General features: G+C 64.3%; 13 protein-coding genes and 1 CRISPR repeat array. Of the genes, 2 read left to right on the top strand and 11 right to left on the bottom strand.

The window, feature by feature from the left end:
- Positions 1-25 precede the first annotated feature (25 nt).
- Together AC6I1W_RS01625 and AC6I1W_RS01620 are read right to left on the bottom strand one after the other, a co-directional pair.
- Entirely contained in the window at positions 26-847 is an 822-nt protein-coding gene (locus tag AC6I1W_RS01625) for a DUF929 family protein (protein WP_117189490.1), read from the bottom strand.
- Positions 848-896: 49 nt separating this feature from the next.
- The gene (locus AC6I1W_RS01620; protein ID WP_117189534.1) at positions 897-1,136 is read right to left on the bottom strand and encodes a hypothetical protein; all 240 of its coding nucleotides are present in this window, start codon (positions 1,134-1,136) and stop codon (positions 897-899) included.
- 178 nt (positions 1,137-1,314) lie between these two features.
- On the opposite strand from AC6I1W_RS01620, the gene AC6I1W_RS01615 reads away from it, so the two are divergent.
- Together AC6I1W_RS01615 and AC6I1W_RS01610 are read left to right on the top strand one after the other, a co-directional pair.
- Positions 1,315-1,530: a hypothetical protein gene (locus tag AC6I1W_RS01615; RefSeq protein WP_117189489.1), complete on the top strand. Its 216-nt coding sequence runs from the start codon at positions 1,315-1,317 to the stop codon at positions 1,528-1,530.
- A 1,418-nt stretch (positions 1,531-2,948) separates the two neighbouring features.
- The gene (locus AC6I1W_RS01610) at positions 2,949-3,428 is read left to right on the top strand and encodes a hypothetical protein (RefSeq protein WP_117189488.1); all 480 of its coding nucleotides are present in this window, start codon (positions 2,949-2,951) and stop codon (positions 3,426-3,428) included.
- Between the two features lie 9 nt (positions 3,429-3,437).
- A CRISPR array of direct repeats spans positions 3,438-5,175; the repeat unit is 29 nt; unit sequence GGGCTCACCCCCGCGTAGGCGGGGAAGAC.
- 54 nt (positions 5,176-5,229) lie between these two features.
- Here the strand turns inward: AC6I1W_RS01610 and cas2e are convergent.
- The 9 genes from cas2e to hutH form a co-directional block, all read right to left on the bottom strand.
- Positions 5,230-5,574 carry a type I-E CRISPR-associated endoribonuclease Cas2e gene (gene cas2e, locus AC6I1W_RS01605; protein ID WP_065673231.1) on the bottom strand — a complete coding sequence of 115 codons (345 nt, stop codon included), beginning with the start codon at positions 5,572-5,574 and terminating at the stop codon, positions 5,230-5,232.
- A gap of 2 nt (positions 5,575-5,576) precedes the next feature.
- A complete protein-coding gene (gene cas1e, locus AC6I1W_RS01600) occupies positions 5,577-6,434 on the bottom strand; it encodes a type I-E CRISPR-associated endonuclease Cas1e (RefSeq protein ID WP_249361304.1) in 858 nt (285 codons plus the stop codon).
- 84 nt (positions 6,435-6,518) lie between these two features.
- Positions 6,519-7,184, bottom strand: coding sequence for a type I-E CRISPR-associated protein Cas6/Cse3/CasE (gene cas6e / locus AC6I1W_RS01595; RefSeq protein ID WP_065673205.1), 666 nt, complete (start codon positions 7,182-7,184; stop codon positions 6,519-6,521).
- Positions 7,184-7,891 carry a type I-E CRISPR-associated protein Cas5/CasD gene (cas5e, locus tag AC6I1W_RS01590; protein WP_065673204.1) on the bottom strand — a complete coding sequence of 236 codons (708 nt, stop codon included), beginning with the start codon at positions 7,889-7,891 and terminating at the stop codon, positions 7,184-7,186. Before cas5e ends, cas6e begins: the two co-directional genes overlap by 1 nt.
- A complete protein-coding gene (gene cas7e, locus AC6I1W_RS01585; RefSeq protein ID WP_117189486.1) occupies positions 7,888-9,012 on the bottom strand; it encodes a type I-E CRISPR-associated protein Cas7/Cse4/CasC in 1,125 nt (374 codons plus the stop codon). The genes cas5e and cas7e overlap by 4 nt, the downstream gene beginning before the upstream one ends.
- The gene (gene casB / locus AC6I1W_RS01580; protein ID WP_117189485.1) at positions 9,009-9,635 is read right to left on the bottom strand and encodes a type I-E CRISPR-associated protein Cse2/CasB; all 627 of its coding nucleotides are present in this window, start codon (positions 9,633-9,635) and stop codon (positions 9,009-9,011) included. Before casB ends, cas7e begins: the two co-directional genes overlap by 4 nt.
- Positions 9,635-11,293 carry a type I-E CRISPR-associated protein Cse1/CasA gene (casA, locus tag AC6I1W_RS01575; protein ID WP_117189484.1) on the bottom strand — a complete coding sequence of 553 codons (1,659 nt, stop codon included), beginning with the start codon at positions 11,291-11,293 and terminating at the stop codon, positions 9,635-9,637. The genes casB and casA overlap by 1 nt, the downstream gene beginning before the upstream one ends.
- Positions 11,290-14,079 (bottom strand): CRISPR-associated helicase Cas3', encoded by a 2,790-nt coding sequence (gene cas3, locus AC6I1W_RS01570; protein WP_117189483.1) that lies wholly within the window; start codon positions 14,077-14,079, stop codon positions 11,290-11,292. The genes casA and cas3 overlap by 4 nt, the downstream gene beginning before the upstream one ends.
- 283 nt (positions 14,080-14,362) lie before the next feature.
- Entirely contained in the window at positions 14,363-15,898 is a 1,536-nt protein-coding gene (gene hutH, locus AC6I1W_RS01565) for a histidine ammonia-lyase (RefSeq protein ID WP_117189482.1), read from the bottom strand.
- Positions 15,899-15,928: the final 30 nt, after the last annotated feature.

Raw genomic sequence — 15,928 nt, 5'->3', positions numbered from 1 at the left:
TCTGCGCCTAGACCAAGGTTGCGAGTCACTTCAGTTTTTTGGCTGCTGCCTTCACGCCAGGCGACGTGCAGACGTTCGTAGGTTTGCTACCAGTCCTGGAGCAAATCTCGGCAGTGAAGAGATTCGCCCCTCCTACGATCGCTTGCGCTTCTTTTGAATTTGGATTAGAAAGAGCTTTTACCACGTTTTTCGGATCTTCCCTCGCCATCCAAGGCGTGTAGCTGGGATTCGATGTGGTGATGTCGCCCCAGTAGGCGAAGGGGATGCCTCCTTCTGGGTTATACTTGCTAAAGATATTTTTCTTAGATTCCGGCAAGCTCGCTATTTGTCGACCTTCTCTATCGGCTAACTCATAGGCATCCAAGTCAACATACTTGCTGCTGTACTTGTAGTTCCTAAAAGTAATCGTAGGAATGTTGGAAAGCTCCTTTTCTGTCGGGCTTGACAGGGTGTCTTCTAGCCCGCTGAAGGTTCCGAATCGAGACAAAGCTGCCGCGAGAGGGAGCCTTTCCATCGCGCAGAAGGGACAGAATTCTGACCCTACATAGAAGAGCTTTACCTTGCCGTCTCTGTCAGGTTTATTCCCAGTCTTGGTGACCTGAAGCTCCGAAGAACCGGGGCCAACCTTGTCATAAACGCTTTTAGGGATGGAGACAATCGCCTTGGAGATCGTACCCTGGGAAGTCTCTATAGCGGGACCCTGGCGGGACTTATTAATAGCAAGTACCGTGCCAACGATAATAAGGGAGAGGGCCAGTACACCCACGGCGACATAGGTGATCTTACGGCGCTTCATCTTGAGTGATTCGCGCTCTTGTTCCCTACGAAGAACGTCTCGTTTGCTCATAAATTTATCAGTCCCACAACGACTCCAAGCGTCTCCGCATCGTGAATCCTTAGCCGGCGTTGAGGGTCTGGGTGACCTCGCGGGTGAGCGCTTGACGGGTCCACGCGGATACGGTCATGCCCTGCCGAGACGCATCCCGTTCGATCAGCCTCCACACGCTGGCACTGACCCGGATCGTGCGAGGTTCCAGGGGCTCAGTCTCCACGTCCTCCCAAGCTCGGCCCTCGAACGGCTCGACCTGCAACCCCTCAAAACCCGACTCGGCTTCACTTGCCCACTGGCGAACCATCTCGTCGGTCACTCGAACACCATTGTCGGCAACAAACTCACTCATTTCGCCCTCCTCATCTGAGTGAGAAACCCCGGCTCAACCCCGCGTAGACGGGGAAGACGATATCAGCTCCGACCTGTCAAGCATCCGAAACGGCTCACCTCCGCGTAGGCGGGGAAGACGGCGAGGGTGGCCTGTGGTACAGTCAGAACTGGCCGGGGAGCCTTGGGAGTCCAAGGAGTTTCCCCGGCTTTTTACGTGCCCGAAGCGGGATCTGATGGAGGACTCCCCGGCTGTGAACCCACAGCTCATCCAGCGGCAGGTGTCTTGGACCAAGGTTGTAGGAGCCCAGAAGGGCACCGAGTTCGCCGGTGAACTCCCGGTTTCCGAGGTCCACGATCTCACGCCATGATTCCTCCACGCCTTGGCTTGGTCCTTGCTGATCATGCTGACAATGCCACCGCCGGGCTTGTCTGGCTTCGGTGATTTGAGCTCGAAGGCGTGCCCACGCCACCAGACATCGCTGGATGGGAGCGTGACGCCGCCAGGGCGACGCTCGCCTTTGGGGAGGTACCTCAGACGGTGACGCCGATGCGGCTCATGCGCTCCAGAAACACGGCTTCGGCTCTAGTAGGCGCATCTCCGCTGAGGTTGTATCAGGTCGCTTCGAGTCTGGTGTGCCATGTCTGGGTGTCGGCGAGCTTGTTCCACTCGTCGAGGCGCGGTGGCCTGTCGTGTACCCAGTGGGAGGGCGTGCGCTGTGACTCGGGGAGGATAGGCCCGACGTGGAAGCTGTCGCGACAGTCTTGGCGTAGTCGGCTCACCCCCGTAGGCGGGGAAGACAGACCGATCCCACATGAGGGATGGTGCGGTAGGGTTCGTCGATAAACGCCACGAGTCCGGGACGGTTTTCACAGAGGGCGGCCGCCTCGTAGTCTTCCAGACTCCATGACAGTGGTTGGTTCATTGACTTCTTCCTGTTTCCGGTAAGGTGAGGCACAGGTCCTGTCTACCCGGGGATCTTATGTGAGTCTCGTCGGTCGCTTGACAATGGCGTACCTGGGTAGCTATATCGATGTGTAGGAACAACGGAGTGGGAGTCTGCGGATTGCCCACACGGCCCCCGGTGGGATGTCCAGCGTGATGCGGACCGAAGCCGGGGGATCCTTATTATATCGGGCCTCTCCGAGAGTGGAGGGGTCCTTTTTGTGTGTGTGCTGGTGTGTCACAGGTGCCGGGCGAGGCGGTGTGTGGGCGCGGGTTGGCGGTTGTGTTGTCCTGCGTTGATCGCGGCTGCGATGGCGTCTGTGCGTCGTTGGTCGACTGTCTGGGCTGCGTGGGCGGCTTTTTTGAGGTCGGACAGGTCGGCGCGGATGTCGCGTTCGGTGCGGGCGATGGCGAGGGCTTGTCGGTTGTGCGCCAGAACAGCAGGTGAGAGTTCGGCTCACCCCCGCGTAGGCGGGGAAGACGGGTGGGCCGTCCTCGGCCGAGGAATGCGCGGCTGGCGCGCGCGGCGTCCTCGCCCCGGAACACGGGGCTGGTCTGCGGGGTGTGGGTCGCCTCGTCACTCTCAGCCCACTCGGCCAGAGCGTCGAAGTCGAACCCGGCAGGGGTGGTGCTCATGCTCGCTCTCCATTCAGCTTGGCGATGGGGCTCACCCCCGCGTAGGCGGGGAAGGCATTCTTCAAGAATCCGATCCCGATAGACCGTGAGGCTCGCCCCCGCGTAGGCGGGGAAGACCAACTACCCAAACAGGGTCCACCACAACGCTCACCTTCCCCGTAGCATCACTTCTAAGATTAATTATGGCGGGGAGGAAAAGGAGAAATTATGTCTGGTACGCAACTAGCGTTGCTGGTTATTGGCGGGATCGTCGCCCTCATGTTTATTTTGATCTCCCCAGTGCTGGTGGTGGGGCTGGTGGTGTCGGCGATCAGGCGGGTTGGGTCGTTGCTGGTGTCCATCGGTGGTTCTTTTGTGGCCGTGGTGCGCGGCAGTATGACGATACGTCAATGCCTTGTAGAGCTGACGTATGCCGTATCTGCGCTCGTGGCTGCGGGGTGTCTTGGGTGGGCGTCGATTCAGACAGTGATCTTGTCGAAGAATCACTGGGCCGAGTGGCGTCATGGCGGCAAATATGACGTCTTCATGTGGGCCGGTGGTGGCGTGGTCGCCGCCATCGTCTCGTGGGCGTGTTGGGTGTCGTCGACCCGTGCTCTCGACAGGAGAGATGCCCAGTGGGCTGAGGACGAGGAAGTCGAGCGCCAGGTGAGGATTCATCAACGGCTCAAGGAGCGCGGGGTGCTATGACCTGCCGGACGGCTCACCCCCGCGTAGGCGGGGAAGACGGTGTCGGCTACACCCCCGAGGAGGTGCTGGACGGCTCACCCCCGCGTAGGCGGGGAAGACGGATTTGGGATTCCACGCCCATGGCAGCCAAGGGGCTCACCCCCGCGTAGGCGGGGAAGACGTGAACGTGGCTTCGTCGAGTGATATGCCGTAGGGCTCACCCCCGCGTAGGCGGGGAAGACGAGCGTGCCAGCGTCGAGCGTGGAGCGGTCGAGGGCTCACCCCCGCGTAGGCGGGGAAGACGCCACCTCAGCCCGCACCGCAGAAATCCAGGTGGGCTCACCCCCGCGTAGGCGGGGAAGACCTCGTGTCGGGTCAGTCGGTGACGGGGGTGTGGGGGCTCACCCCCGCGTAGGCGGGGAAGACACCACCGAAGCGTTCTCGTTCGTGACCGCCCTGGGCTCACCCCCGCGTAGGCGGGGAAGACCTGTCAGTGGCTACCTCGTTGGGCGCCGTCGAGGGCTCACCCCCGCGTAGGCGGGGAAGACTCCTCAATGCGCACTACCCAGGCGCGCCCGTGGGGCTCACCCCCGCGTAGGCGGGGAAGACGGCCATCGATCGAATGATCGAGCTTCTTGCGCGGGCTCACCCCCGCGTAGGCGGGGAAGACAGGGGAAGACTGCCCTCACTCTCAAAGACAGAGGGCTCACCCCCGCGTAGGCGGGGAAGACGCGCACGCCGGTGACGCCTCCTCAGTGGACCGGGGCTCACCCCCGCGTAGGCGGGGAAGACTGATATGACCTCACCTCGGGGATGCAAATATGGGGCTCACCCCCGCGTAGGCGGGGAAGACTCGGTGGCCTCGGGGTTGACCGCGCCGCCCTCGGGCTCACCCCCGCGTAGGCGGGGAAGACGGCGTAGCCCGTTGCTGACTAGGTCGGTGGTGGGGCTCACCCCCGCGTAGGCGGGGAAGACTCACGGCCGGACAGGCCTTCTTGGTTCCTCCTGGGCTCACCCCCGCGTAGGCGGGGAAGACCGAAGCCCTCGGAGACCTCGGGTTCCTGATTTGGGCTCACCCCCGCGTAGGCGGGGAAGACCCCCCGCTGTCGAGTTCGTTGACGACGTTTTCGGGCTCACCCCCGCGTAGGCGGGGAAGACAATCTCGGTGACATCAGCCAACTGATCGACTAGGGCTCACCCCCGCGTAGGCGGGGAAGACCGTCGTATGCGTGCACTAGCGGACACGTTTACGGGCTCACCCCCGCGTAGGCGGGGAAGACAGACGTTTGACACCCAAATTAACCCACAATTGGGGCTCACCCCCGCGTAGGCGGGGAAGACTTTCGGGTAATCTCGGAATTGGCGCTGAATCGGGGCTCACCCCCGCGTAGGCGGGGAAGACTTTTATCTGAAGGATGGGATGACAGCTGAGCGGGGCTCACCCCCGCGTAGGCGGGGAAGACAGCCGATTACCATTCCTGTCACCGATATGGAGGGGCTCACCCCCGCGTAGGCGGGGAAGACTTGCGGCTGTTCCATGTCAACGACCTGTATAAGGGCTCACCCCCGCGTAGGCGGGGAAGACTTTTTCATGAATGATCTCATAGCGTTTACGCCGGGCTCACCCCCGCGTAGGCGGGGAAGACGAGTGGGCCTCGACCAGTGCGGCGGCGGTAGCGGGCTCACCCCCGCGTAGGCGGGGAAGACACGTGGTCCGACTTTGGCCGCGACATGGGGTCGGGCTCACCCCCGCGTAGGCGGGGAAGACACCAGCCGACTACGGCTGATGCAGGAGCTTTGCCTAGATACAAGTGTACTCGATCTAGCGCTTGGCCGTCCTACGTCGCCGCGCGGCTGAGCTCCATCCTGGCCGCAGTGTCGAGGTGTGTGCCCTATTGTTTGGCCTCTGCATGAGTTTCAGCCCGTCGAAGTCGACGACGTCCCAGTCATGTCGATGCACGCGGAACTCGAAGTGCTGCTCGCCGCGCACCGAATACACGAGGATCGCCCGCCCGTCGTGGCACATTTCAACGACTCGGCTCCAGAGGGCATCCCTGATCCGTGCAGGAACATGCCCGACGAACACGCCGGGACTGATCTCGAGCAGCCACCGCGTGAGATGACCGCGCAGCCCTGCAGGGCAGGCAGTGAGGACGAGCACGACCACGGCTATGCCCACGATCTCCCTGAGGCGACCGTACCCACGCGGTCGTCCCACAGGTCGACGACGTCCCACCCGTATCCGTCATCGGGATCTCCCGGAGCGTCGAGAAGGGTATGGATGTCTTCCACGCACCTGCTCAGGAGCTTCGACTCGTGAATGGCGTCGCGCATGGCTCGTCGCGTCGCGCCAGGGATGTCGTCAACGTCCCCGTTCGCTGCACATTCGAACGCGACTGGTACCGCCAGCGACGTCTTGTACAGATCGGCGACGTCATAGACGAGCGACCGATCATGGCCCGTGTGCACAAACCCGAGCCCGGGGGACAGCCCCAGCGCCGCGATGACGGAATGGACGACTCCGTAGAGGCAGGTCGTCGCTGCGGTGAGAGCCTGGTTCGCCGGGTCGGACGACTCGAAATCCTCCACCTTGTAGCTGCGTTTGTCCCAGTCGACGCCGAATCGGATGGCCGCATCCCGGTAGGCCTGCCGAACTCGGGCCCCTTCATGTCCGCGCAGTTGTTGCAGGGTCAGGCCCGTCGCCACGTCGTCGGGAAACCGCATCTCGTACATGCGCCGAGCGACCGCAAGCCGCTTCGTGCGGTCGGTGACGGCTTCGGCCTGCAGGTCGAGTAGTCGGGTCGTCCGGGCCAGTGGTCGGCCATGGGCGTAATACCGGACTCCGTGTTCGCCGACCCACAGCGTCGTCGCGCCAGACTCGGCCAGCAGCACCATCGCCTGGTGGGTGACGTTCGTTCCCGGGCCCAACAACAGCGCTCCGATCATGGACGCCGGAACATGCACGGTGCCCTGCTGATTCGACGCCGTGATGGCATTCGAGTCGCGGTTGACGATGCAATGCTCCATGTAGATGAAGCTGAGCCGATCCTGGGCGCGCGCCAACTCCTGGACCTCGGCTGGCCGTGCGCCCGGGATCGATTTGCCCATCGCTCAACTCACGACCGGTGCCAGGGTCATGAGGCCACAGCCGTATCCCTTGGCCGGACCAATCCCGCAGGTCAGCGCCCCACGGGCGGCATCGGCGTCAGCCACATGGATGACGCCGTCCACCTGTGTCACCGCCAGCGTCACCATGGATCCCCGACGACGGAATCTCAGGACCTCCCGACGGGTCACGCGCGCGGACGGCGTCCCGTCAGGGGTGACGGGCACTGACAGTCCGTGGCGTTCGGCACGACCGAGGAACCAAGCCAGTTGCTGCTCGGCCGTCACCTCTGCAACTCGCTGGCCGCGTGACCCGGCTGTCCTGCGCACTGCGGTCGTCGGGTTGACCGCGCACCTGAATCGCCAGGCGGAGCCGGGCCGGAGACCCCGCAGGAAGGGATCGTAGTCGGCCGACCGACCCGACACCCCCGTCGACCATCCGGCCTGCTCGTTGAGCACGGTGAGGTCAGGTCTCAGCGGGCTGACGATCATGAGTTTCGCCTCATGGGGAGTCGGCCCACGGTCCAGTCGCCACAGGGTTCGGCCTCCGTCGGACGTCGACTGGCCAGGCGGGAACGAGCTCAGCACCGCAGCATGGAGTCGCTCCGGAGATGCCAACAGACGCACGGCGTCGCGGCGGGCGACGTTGACGTCGAACTGGGTGAGAAACATCACTCTCCTTCCAGGCCCGCGAACCAGTCGGGCTCGTCGTTGCCGTCGGGGTTGTCGACGACGACAGTCGTCGAGGCGACGTCGCGCCACCCGTACTCGCGCCGCTCCGGGTTGAAGCTCAGCGGAAGGTCTCGGACGGTGTCTCCGAGCTGGCCGGGGGCGGCGTCGTAGGCGATGGGCAGGTGCACCGAGCGGCCCAAACGGCGTCGATGCCAGGGCTTGGCATGCCACGGTTCGGTCTCCAAGGCAGACAGCATCTCGTCGTCGCGGATACCCAAGGACACCTGTCCCTCCGTGGGACATGCGCGGCGGCCCAGATACAGGGGGAACGCCGGTTCTCCGATGGCCTCGTCGAGGGCCTCGAGCAGCGACCGATCTCCCCCGACCGCTGCGACGAAGACGGCGTCGGCCAGGTAGTAGCGGTTCGACAGGGGCATGGCGTTGACGCTGCCGTCCTTCTTGGGGTGCGCCCAGTCCATGGCCGTCTGGAAGTCACGGACGACTGAGCCTGGCTGGTCGGTGCGTACGCCGAACCGAAGCGTGAGAAGGTCCTCGATGCTGTCGGTACGACGTCGCCCCTGCGCCGCCGCCAGCAGCCCGATGACACCGGATTTCGTCGGTTCGCGGCGCGTCGCACGAGTCGTGAATCGGCTCGAGTCTCCCCAGGACTGCAAGGGCCCGGCGAGCCGCAACAGCAGGACGGTCACGATTGCGCTCGCAGGACGGTGGCGACCTGGTCTCTCACCGACGAGACGAGCTCGTCGATGGGCATGGCAGTGCCCATGTCGCTGACAGCCTCGGTACGCGTGCCGACCCGGGTGACGAAGGAGGCCACTGGTGCCCCGAGGAAGGCTTCCTCGCAGTCGTGCGCATAGCTGGCCAGCGCCTTGCACGATGCCTCGACGAAACCACCTGTGGTCGACGTGATGGCGTCCTCGAACGCCCCGACGAAGCTGGACGACCGGCCCTTGCGGATCTGGACGACGACGGCGTCGGGCAGGGTGTTGTTGGCGAAGGTGTTCTGCTTGCCGGTTGGCATCGACACGACGAACCCGCGGACGAACGCGGCGGCGGCGTCGGCGGTGAGATCAACGTCTCCCAGGTTGTCCTCGAGGGTCGAGACAGCCACCGTGGCGAACCGGTAGAGGGTCTCGGAGGTGAACTCGACGGTTCCGATCATGCCGACTCCGGCGTCGTCCTCATCGAGCTTGTAGTCGTCGACGGCGGTGAAGTAATCGGACTCGATCTCGACGGCGTGGGTGCTCAGCGCGTGGGCGACCTGCACGGCCGAGTCGACGTTGAGGTCTTTGGAATCGGCGACCATGCGACCGAACAACGCGACCTCGATCCCATGATCGGAATCGGCGGCCTTCTTGGCGTCGGAACTGGGGATCTTGCCCTCCGAGGTCGCCGCGAGCTGCGCCAGGCGATCGAGCTGCTGGTTGGAGTAGAAGACGAGGTACTGGGTGCGCTCGACGCCCTCGTGGCCCGAGCCGTCCTTCACTCGAGGTTTGTCGGCCTTGAGACCGAGCGCCTTGACGACCGCGAGGGCCTTCTGTCGAGCATCCTCCTGCGCCAGTCGGTAGGGATCGGCGGTGAGGCGGTTCATGAGCAGTTCGACGACGCGCAGTGTCCGCGCGCCGGTCTGGGAAGCGGGCAGGAAGTCCTTGAAGGACGTTCGCACGGCCTTCTTCCATGCCTGTGAGCTGATCCTGGCCCGACGGACCCCGCCGTACAGAGCTGATTTCGGCGCCCCGGTGTCGTCGCGGTTGACGTTGGACGGCGGGACGCTCTGAAGGACGTGGATGTCGACGTAGTACGAACTCATTGGGATTCTCCTCGGTTTGTGCTCTCGGTGGTGGTTGGGGCGTCGGATGGGAGGTGGTGGAGCTGGCGTCCCCAAGCTAGGAGGACGCGGTCGGATGCCGAGGTCTGCAGTCGCCACAGGTCGGCGGCGAGTCGGCCGTAGTCGAGCGGGACGTCCTCGGATCGCATGAGAGTGACGAGCCCTCGGATGTTTTCGAGGCGGATGGCCCACTGCTGGGCGCGGCACAGGTGCTGGAACCGGGAGACCGTGCCGGGGTCCCACTCGGTGCTCGTCGAGCGTCGCGCCGAGAGCATCCGAGCCGCCTGGCCCAATCCGATGCCGGTGGCGTGCATCGGCCCGGGCCGGGACTGCTGATGGATGGCGTAGAGGACGACGGCGGCGTGGACGGCTCGTTCGGCGTACGTCGCCGGCGATGCCCCGTGGCCCACCAGATCGTCCGGAAGGTGGCCCAGGGTCACCTCCCAGAGATTCGGGTCGGTTCCCGGCCGAGTCACATCGGCATGGCGCAGGGCTGCCAGAGTCCGTACCGCCCACGGATCGCGCGGCGTGGCGAGATAGCCCCGTTGCAGGTGGGTGACGGCGCCAAGCGTCGCTGCGCTGACGTCATTCCATGGTTCTGGCATCACTGCTCCTTCGAGGATGACTTGGTGTCGCGTTGAGGATCGTCAGATAGGGGGGCGCTGGCGCGCATCCGGGAGAGGAATCGCTGCCAGGCGCGGGCGAGGTCCATGAGGTCGTGTCGCTCGGTGTTGGGCACCGGGACCATGCGTCCGGTGAGGGCTGCCGACCCGGCGTCGCGGCAAAGCTGGAGGCCCACCTCGCGCACGATCCGCCGTGCCCTCCGGCGCCATGCCAGAGTCGCGGCATCGACGTCGGTGGTGCCCGTGAGGCGACTGAACCACTCCCGGTAGGCGGGGTCGAGGGCCGAGAAACCGGCTTCGGCAGCTCGGGGACGGACCCCCTCCGACTCGTCGCCGGTCGCGGTAGCCAGATCGGAAGCGAGGTTCTGCAAGGCGAACACCAGGGACTCGGCGGTATGTGCGCAGCCGACGGCGAGCCGTCCCAGCTGCTCGTTGGCGATGACCGCCAAGGACGTCGGCAGGGAGTCATCGATCGTCGTCGACACCACTGAGCTTTGTGATCCATATTCCATGCCGATGGTCCGCATGCGAATGAGATGATCGTCAGGCAGGGCGCCATCGCTGGTGAGGGTTGCGAGTTGCTCGAGAATCTCCGGCCGTAGCCACGCCCTGTCGGGCTCTCCGGCCTTCTTCCTGCGCCTGTCTTCGGGTGATGGTTCGTGCGCCAGTAAAGGCTCCAGTCCGCGCCACATGGCCTTGGTGGAGTCGTGGCTGCGGGGCATGTACACGATCTCCCCGGCCGCCTTCGTCTGGGGTGCGCTGAAGCGCCACGCGGTCGACGGGTCCTTGTGTAACAGATACTTCCATCCGACCTTGTCGCCGTTGCACAGGAGGACGTCGACGACGTGGTCCGCCTCGGTGATGAGACGCACGCGCCGGCTCTGCCAGGTGAAGAGATCGGCGCATCCGGTGGGAACCGGGTGCTCGGCGTCGGGGGCTGCCGTCTGCGGTGGACGCTCCCAGACCGGGACATCGGCCTGCGGATCGTCCTCGAGGAAGAGATTGAGCAGGATCGTCTCGGCAAGACTGGTGCCTTCGATGACGACGATGCCCATGGGACCACTGATGCCCGTCCCGATGGGGAACCCCCTGCCACCCTTGACACGCGGATCGCCGACAGCCCCCGACTTGATGCCCGAGATGTCGAAGGCCTGGGCATGGACGAGCCACCGGGCGGCCTCGGCAAAACCCAACGACGAGATACCGGCACCATCCCTTGTCGTGAAGAACTTGTCGTTCGGCGGCACCTCGCTGATGATCTTGGTCAGGCCTGAATACCCTCCTTTGCTGGTGTGCAGATCAGCGACTTGCATGAAGGGCGTGTGGCCGTCGACGAGAAAGAATCGATCGTGACAGCGGTCCAGATATTCGTCGATCTCGTGCAGTGGTAGCCCGGACTCCCACCACTGCGCCCAGTCGTCGATCTTCTCGTCGTCACTGCGGTACTCAGCGGTGGCCCGGATGGCGATGGCGAGGAGGAGGCGCAGGACGGCGGCCTCCTGGGTGGGGATCTCCCCGGCCAGGCCGCGAAGACTGCTCGCTTGGTGGAAGGCGTCGCGGATCGACACCTCGATGACGACGTTGTCCGGGCGTCGCACCGCGATCCATGGCTCGTCGATGAGGTTGAAGGCGCTCGTCATACCGGTGCTCCGTTCTGGGGAAGGGGCTCGACGATGAGCCCCTGATCGCGATCGTAGTGGAGTGGATGTCCCAACAATGTGGAATTGCCATGGACGTCGAGGACGAGGACGAGTTGTCCCCGAAGCCACGGGGATGTCTGCCATGAGCTGAGGTCGATCGGCGCGGCCTCCAGCTCGGCGATGGTCCTGTCGATGTCCCATGGGTTCGACAGTGACCGGGGAAGGGTGACGGTGCACGATGCGACGGCTCGGGCCAGATCGCCGTCAGGGGCACCGAACAGCGGCAGCTCTGTTCCGGAGTATTCCCCGATGTCGTCGAGCAGCCGATGTCCGGAGCCCGACTGCTGGACGACAATGACCTCGATGGAATCCTCGGAGTCGCGCACTGACGCGTGGCCGCGGGTGTTCTCGGGATCGGAGGAAGCCATGTCGGTGAGCCCCTTCATGAGGCTCGATGCGCCGAATGGATCGGCCAGACGGAAGGCCATGGCGCGAGTCGCTGCCAACTGACGATTCGACCTGGCATCGAGTGCGGCCTTCTCGCCCCCGGCCGTCCAGGCATCAGGCCAAGGGAAGGGCTCCTGATAGGCCTGTCGGACGAGTCGAGGGATGTCCTGCGGGATTGAGATCCCACCGGGCAGCAGATCGTCGAGGAGGGCCGCGGTGCGCATGAGGGCGTCCGGTTCGTAGACAAGGTCGACTCCACGGCTGAATCTCGGACCGGCGTCATCCCAGCTGTCGACGCCGGTGACCAGACAGACGGCGTCACGAAGTCGGGGCGGACGTGCGCGGTCGTGTCGGTGCAATCGACCGATGCGCTGGAGGAGGAGGTCCATGGGCGCGATGTCGCTGACGAGCAGATCGAAGTCAACGTCGAGGGACTGCTCGAGCACCTGGGTACCGACGACGACGATGCGATGAGGACGGGTCTGGTCAGAGCGTCCAAGACGCCTGACGAGGTCGGACTCCCGACGGGCACGCTGTGGTGCGACGAACCTGGAATGAACGAGGACGACCTCGCAGTCGAGACGCTGCCGGAGTACGTCGAAGGTCTCCTGGGCTCGTGCAACGGTGTCGCGGATGATCCCGACGCAGCCGCCCTCGGACGTCTGCTCCTCGAGCCGAGCCGCGAGATCGTCGAGGGAGTCGGTCATCGTCTCGACGGTGATGCCGCGCGCCGGGGCCGTGACCGATGTGCCGCGTTGGGTGATGTCGTCGGTGACGCAGGTCATGAGCGGGTACTCGTCTGAGGTGGGCAGCGCCATGGTGGCACGCTTTCCATGGCGCCCTTTGGCGTAGGCCAGAGCAAGTTCCTCGCGCTGGGCGGGCGGTAGGGTTGCGGACATGAGGATGACGGGCGTGCGGTAGGCGCCGAGCCACTCGAGGACGACTTTGAGGTACTCGCGCATGTAGACGTCAGCGGCGTGGACCTCGTCGATGATCACGACCTTGCTCGCCAGACCGAGGTGGCGCAGGACGACGTGCTTGGCCTTGAGTCCGGTGAACAACGCCTGGTCGATGGTGCCGATGACGTGATCGGCCAGGATCGCGCGTTTTCGGCCGAGGAACCACTCGTGGACGATCGCCGAGGCTTCGCGCTGTGAGGTGCCCTCGTCATAGACGGCCATCGACGCATTCCAGGGCATGAGCTGCTGGTAGTCATCGTTGAGCCCGGCCTTCGAGTGGGCCAAAGTGATGCTGGATTGGTCCTCAGCTGGTACGGCGTCCAGCCATTCCCGGACGCGACCGAACATGGGATTGGATGTGGCCATCGTCGGCAGACCAAAGAAGATGCCGCCGAGCCCGAATTTGTCGGCGAGTACATGGGCGCACATGAGAGCTGCTTCAGTCTTGCCCTGCCCCATGGGGGCTTCGATGATGAGCAGGCCGGGCTCCACCATCGAGGATGCGGCTTCGACTGCTGCACGCTGCATGGCGTTGGGTTCTCCGTGGACGAGGGAAGGGAAGCTGGTGTGGAACAGCTCGTTCACGGAGTTGGGGCAGGGGTAGGGCTGCCAGGGGCGAGGGAGCTGCAGCCTGGTGATGGCTCGTCGGACTCGATCCGGTGTCGGTGTCGTGAGATCGTAGGGAAACAGTGATTCCGAACTGGCGATCCAGTCAGCGACTATGACGAGCGCCTCGGAGATCACCTGCGTCTGGATGGGGATCGGGGTGCTCATCCAGCTGGGTAAGAATTTCTCGGCACCGGTATGCGCGGCTGCAGTGTCGAGGATCTCGTCGCGGGTGGTCTTCCAGAGGCGGTCCTCGCGATCCAGGGACAGCTTGAATTTCTCCATGTCCGCGGCCGTGGGATTTGACCCGTGGTGTCCTCCGATGATGGAGGCGATGTTGCGAGCGTGACGGCGTGCCTTGGGTGCATCAGGGTAGCGATTCACCAACCAGCTAGTGACGTGAGCCTGTCCCAGGGCGCCGTGGGGGATGGAAGCGTCCGGCTTCTCAATGACAAACCCCTGCCGTTCCATCTGATCGCACAGGTAGCTCGTTGATGTTCCGTTGGTGCGGGGGAACCGCGCTTTGTGTGCGAAGTCGGCGCTGACCTTTCCGACGTCATGGATCCCCGCTAGAAAGCATTCGAACGTTTGGGCGGCGCGTTCTCCGCCAAGGCTGTCGGCTAGGAGTGATCGGATGGATCGCGGTTGGAGGCTCCATATCTCGGCCATGACACCGGCGGTGTCCTCCAGATGTTGGACGACGGGGAGCCAGTCGGCTTCCTCGTTCGTCTTCCCCCAGCAGGACCGTGCTGGGGGAGACCACGTGTTGAGCATTGTCGCTTCCTTGCGGTTGATGTTGACAAGAACCTTAACATAAGAATGTGACTCAACTGAACAAGTTGGAAAATAACTGCAGGACGCCCACAGTTGATCACCGACCCCCGCAACGGCGGGGAGGATCGGGCCAGAAGCACGTCCTGCCCTACGCCCGCGCACCCCCGCAACGGCGGGGAAGGACATCCGAGATGCGGACGACACGCAACTCAACAATGGCTCACCTCTGCATGGGCAGAGCACACCCCACGCTACAGGAGTCATGTACACGAATCGTGCGTGGTCAACTCACCTCCACCTGCTGACGCACCACCTCGAGGAGCTCACCGGAAGTTACCAAGCGGTGCGCTTCGTCGATTTCGGGGGCAAGGAAGCGGTCCGGTCCGGGACCGGGAATGGTCTGGCGCATCCGAGCAATGACGTCGGCTACCGGCTTCGACGGCTCCACACTCCGCATCTGGATAGCCTTGGCGGCGGTCAGGATCTCGATGCCAATGACGGCTCCCAGACCGTCAATCCCGCGGCGCAGCTTGCGGGCGGCCGACCATCCCATCGAGACGTGGTCTTCCTGCATGGCCGATGTCGGAATGGAGTCCACCGACGCCGGGACGGCCAGCCGCTTCATCTCCGAGACGATGCCGGCCTGGGTGTATTGAGCAATCATGTGACCGGAGTCGACACCGGGGTCGTCGGCGAGGAAGGGGTGAAGGTCGCGGTTGCGTGTCGGATCGAGCATGCGGTCAGTGCGGCGCTCGCTCATCGACGCGAGGTCGGCTGCGGCAATCGCCAGGAAATCGAGCACATATGCCACCGGCGCACCGTGGAAGTTGCCATTGGACTCCACGCGCATGTCGTCGGTGATGACCGGGTTGTCGACGGCCGAGGCCAACTCGACTTTCGCCACCTGAAGGGCGTGGGCCATGGTGTCGCGCACGGCTCCGTGAACCTGCGGGGCGCACCGCAGCGAGTAAGCATCCTGGACGCGCTTGACGGCGCCCTCCCGACCGGCCTGGATGAGGTCGGACCCCTCCAACAGGGCGAGGATGTTGGCAGCTGAAACCCCCTGTCCGGGGTGGGGACGCAAGGCCTGCAGATCGGGGGCGAAAACTCGGTCGATGCCGCACAGGGCCTGAACGGTCATCGCTGCCGCCAGGTCAGCCGTCGGGACGAGGACGTCGAGGTCAGCCAGGGCCATGATCAGCTGGCCGAGCATGCCGTCAGTGCCATTGATGAGGGCCAGCCCCTCCTTTTCGCGCAAGGAAATGGGCTTCAGCCCGACCTGGGCAAGACCGGTGGCGGCGTCGACCTCACCACCGTCGGGGGTCAGGACAGTCCCTTCTCCGGTGAGGACGAGGGCACAGTGGGCCAGCGGGGCGAGGTCGCCCGAACACCCAAGGGACCCGTATTCCCCGACGATCGGCACCAGCCCAGAGTTGAGCAGGTCAGCGTAGGCAGTGACGACCTCCGGGCGCACTCCGGTGTGGCCAGATGCCATGGTCTTGAGACGCAGAGTCATCATGGCGCGGATGACTTCGGTCTCCACCCGTGGCCCGGTCGAGGCGGCGTGGGAACGAATGAGGGAGTGCTGCAGGGCCACGCGATGGTCACGGGGCACTCGGGTGGAGGCCAAGGCGCCGAAGCCGGTGGAGATGCCGTAGTGGGGCTGGAGGTCGTCGGCCAGGCTCTCGACGAGGTCGGAGGCTCGCTTCACCCGCTCCATCGCGTCGTCTCCGACCGTCACCTGGGCTCCTGATCGGGCGACGGCGATGATGTCGTGGGGAGTGAGCGGGGCACCGACGTCAATGGTGGCTGGATTCATGGTCGTCCTTCCTTGTCGTGAGTGCCACGG

The sequence above is a fragment of the Cutibacterium sp. KB22876 genome (genome assembly GCF_059728865.1).
This window is presented reverse-complemented; position numbering and strand designations above follow the sequence as displayed.

Bases quoted from the DNA above. Each gene is read 5' to 3' on its own strand.
- AC6I1W_RS01625 (WP_117189490.1), bottom strand. From the start codon at position 847: ATGAGCAAACGAGACGTTCTTCGTAGGGAACAAGAGCGCGAATCACTC.
- AC6I1W_RS01620 (WP_117189534.1), bottom strand. From the start codon at position 1,136: ATGGTTCGCCAGTGGGCAAGTGAAGCCGAGTCGGGTTTTGAGGGGTTG.
- AC6I1W_RS01610 (WP_117189488.1), top strand. From the start codon at position 2,949: ATGTCTGGTACGCAACTAGCGTTGCTGGTTATTGGCGGGATCGTCGCC.
- cas1e (WP_249361304.1), bottom strand. From the start codon at position 6,434: ATGGAGCATTGCATCGTCAACCGCGACTCGAATGCCATCACGGCGTCG.
- cas6e (WP_065673205.1), bottom strand. From the start codon at position 7,184: ATGTTTCTCACCCAGTTCGACGTCAACGTCGCCCGCCGCGACGCCGTG.
- cas7e (WP_117189486.1), bottom strand. From the start codon at position 9,012: ATGAGTTCGTACTACGTCGACATCCACGTCCTTCAGAGCGTCCCGCCG.
- casB (WP_117189485.1), bottom strand. From the start codon at position 9,635: ATGCCAGAACCATGGAATGACGTCAGCGCAGCGACGCTTGGCGCCGTC.
- casA (WP_117189484.1), bottom strand. From the start codon at position 11,293: ATGACGAGCGCCTTCAACCTCATCGACGAGCCATGGATCGCGGTGCGA.
- cas3 (WP_117189483.1), bottom strand. From the start codon at position 14,079: ATGCTCAACACGTGGTCTCCCCCAGCACGGTCCTGCTGGGGGAAGACG.
- hutH (WP_117189482.1), bottom strand. From the start codon at position 15,898: ATGAATCCAGCCACCATTGACGTCGGTGCCCCGCTCACTCCCCACGAC.